Origin of the sequence: uncultured Campylobacter sp. (genome assembly GCF_938030815.1) — a bacterium.
In the GTDB taxonomy this organism is placed as follows: Bacteria; Campylobacterota; Campylobacteria; order Campylobacterales; family Campylobacteraceae; genus Campylobacter_B.
In genome coordinates this window covers 1-2,588 of record NZ_CALHII010000021.1, presented here as the reverse complement: position 1 = coordinate 2,588, position 2,588 = coordinate 1, and the positions used below count along the sequence as shown (strand labels likewise).

Genomic DNA, 2,588 nt, shown 5'->3' with positions numbered 1-2,588 from the left:
AATTGTGAAAGTGCAATAACAGGCACATCTAATTCTCTGGCAAGTCCTTTTAATGCTCTTGATATATCAGAAATTTCTTGTTGTCTATTAAATTCAGAACCACCTCTACCAGTACCATTTATTAATTGCAAATAATCTATTATAATTAAATCTAATTGGTTTTGACTTTTCATTTTTCTAGCATAGGATCTAATTTCTAAAACATTTGTATGAGGTAAATCGGCAACAAATATATTTGAATTAGATAAAATTCCTGTTGCTATTGTCAATTTTTCCCAATCTTGATCTTCAAGATAAGCATTTTTTAATTTATTTTGTGAAATACCTGATTCAATTGACAAAAGTCTTTGATATAATTGTTGAACTGGCATTTCGAGACTGAATACTAACACATTCTTTTTTTCTTTTCCTGCATTTAAAGCTAAATTTAAAGCAAAAGCAGTTTTTCCCATAGCTGGTCTTGCTGCTAAAATTATTAAATCAGAATTATTAAGTCCACTTGTCATTCTATCTAAATCAATGAAACCTGTTGGAATACCCAAAGTCTTACCTCTATTTTCACTGACCCTTTCCATTCTCATTATTTCTGCAACACCAGCAGTTTTCATATCAACTATACTATTTTTTAAAATATTTTTTGATATTTTTTATGTGGCGCGCGAGCTGTTCGGCGCTAAAATACGTAGGTGTGCCGCCGCCGAAGTGCATCTGCACGATCTGGCGCGAGCCGTCCACGACGCCGCTTAAAATTTGCATTTCGCGCTCGATATAGTCCAAATACCGATCCATCTTGTCGCGCTTGCCGGTGTAGATTACGTTGCAGCCGCAAAAATAACAGGCGGAGCGGCAAAACGGCATGTGAAAGTAAAGCGACAGCGGCGTGGAGCTTTTTTGATTTTTTAGCTCGTTCAAATATCCGTCGTAGCTGAAGTTCTCGCTAAATTCCAAAGCGGTCGGATAGCTCGTGTAGCGGGGCCCCGGGCGCGAAAATTTCGCATAAGCGTCGAAGTCTATGCTATTCACGGCCGCCCGCCTTGGTTTTGATAAGCTCTTCAATGTCGATGAAAAGGTTTGGATGCAGGTTTTTTACGCGCGAAACGACGGCATCGACGTCTAAGCTTAATCTTTTTGCATTCGGATTTGCGCCCGTTAGCCTTCTGATCTCGTCCATACACACGATCCATGCGTCGCCGAAATCCACCGGCGTATGCTGCAAAATCGAGCGCTCAAGCTTGAGGTTAAAATTTTCCTGCATCGCGTTTTTGGTCGCGGCGATGAGATTTGCAAGCGATTTTATCGAGATCATCGTGTGCACTTCGTTATTTTCGTCGATGCCGAACCACGGCTCCTCATCGCTCCACGAACCGCTTTTTAGAGTGAGTTTTTTCTCGTTGTCCTCGCCCTGCGAAATTTCAAAAACCGTCCTTTTCGAGCTATCCAGCCCGAAAAATTCGCTCGCTTTGTCGATCTTTTTTAGCGCCTTATCTTTTTCTTCCATGCGTTCTCCTAATTTATCTTTTTTGATCCAGCCAGACCATAACGCCCTTTTGTGCGTGCAGGCGATTTTCCGCCTCTGCAAAAATTTCATCCGCGTGCGCTTCAAACACGGCCTCGCTTACCTCATATCCGCGGTACGCCGGCAGGCAGTGCAAAAAGATCGCGCCGCTACCTGCTAGAGCCATTAAGCTTTCATCCACGCAAAAGCCCGCAAAGTCGCGAATTCTTTGCTCCTTTTCGCCTTCTTGCCCCATCGAAACCCAAGTATCAGTCGTCACGACGTTTGCGCCCGCTACGGCTTCTTTTATATCGTTCGTTATTAAAATTTTAGCGCCTGAAATTTTAGCATTTTCTTGCGCCTGCGCCAGTATCTGCGGATCAGCCTCATAGCCCACGGGCGTCGCTACTCTTAGCTCAAAGCCAAGCTTGCTAGCAAGCATCAGCCACGAGTGCGTCATATTATTACCGTCGCCCACGTACGCGGCTTTTATCTTTGGAGTTTCAATACCGCACTCCGCGATCGTCATTAAATCCGCCATTAGCTGCACGGGATGAAATTTATCGCTTAGCCCGTTTATCACCGGCACGCGGCTAAATTCCGCGAGCTCTATTAGCGTCTCGTGGCGATTTACGCGCGCCATGATTAGATCGCACATTCGCGAAATCACGCGCGCGGTGTCTTTGACCTGCTCGCCGCGCCCGAGCTGTATGTCGCGACTGTTCAAAAACAGCGCGTGTCCGCCTAGCTCGTTCATCCCCACATCGAAGCTAACGCGCGTCCTGGTGGAGCTTTTTTCAAATATCATCGCTAATTTTTGATCTTTCAAATATGGCTTGAAATTTCGCGCTTTGGCTTCTTTTTTAATCTCAAACGCTAAATTTAAAATCTCAATTATCTCGTCCTTGCTAAAATCGTTTAACGTAAGAAAGTGCCTCATATCGCTCCTTTTTGGTTAAATTTTACACTGTTTTCGCTTACGTAGCGTTTTATTCGGCTTTAAATTTTAAAATTTGCGTGTTTTACAGCTCGCGCTTGTATCTCTGCGGCTGAGGCAAAATGGCGACTTGCGCGGATGTGATCGAGGTTTTTT

Annotated in this window: 3 protein-coding genes and 1 pseudogene; all 4 read right to left on the bottom strand. The window is 43.9% G+C overall.

What is annotated here, in order from left to right; translation table 11 throughout:
- The coding region (locus Q0277_RS00525) for a DnaB-like helicase C-terminal domain-containing protein (RefSeq protein WP_297994414.1) at window positions 1-608 on the bottom strand (608 nt) is incomplete at its 3' end.
- A 16-nt stretch (window positions 609-624) separates the two neighbouring features.
- Window positions 625-1,023: pseudogene (locus tag Q0277_RS00520) on the bottom strand (radical SAM protein); the annotation flags it as partial.
- Window positions 1,016-1,498, bottom strand: coding sequence for a DUF2603 domain-containing protein (locus Q0277_RS00515; protein ID WP_297994411.1), 483 nt, complete (start codon window positions 1,496-1,498; stop codon window positions 1,016-1,018). The pseudogene Q0277_RS00520 and the gene Q0277_RS00515, both read right to left, overlap by 8 nt.
- 13 nt (window positions 1,499-1,511) lie before the next feature.
- Complete coding sequence (argF, locus tag Q0277_RS00510; RefSeq protein WP_297994408.1) at window positions 1,512-2,435, bottom strand: ornithine carbamoyltransferase; 924 nt, start codon at window positions 2,433-2,435, stop codon at window positions 1,512-1,514.
- Window positions 2,436-2,588 lie beyond the last annotated feature (153 nt).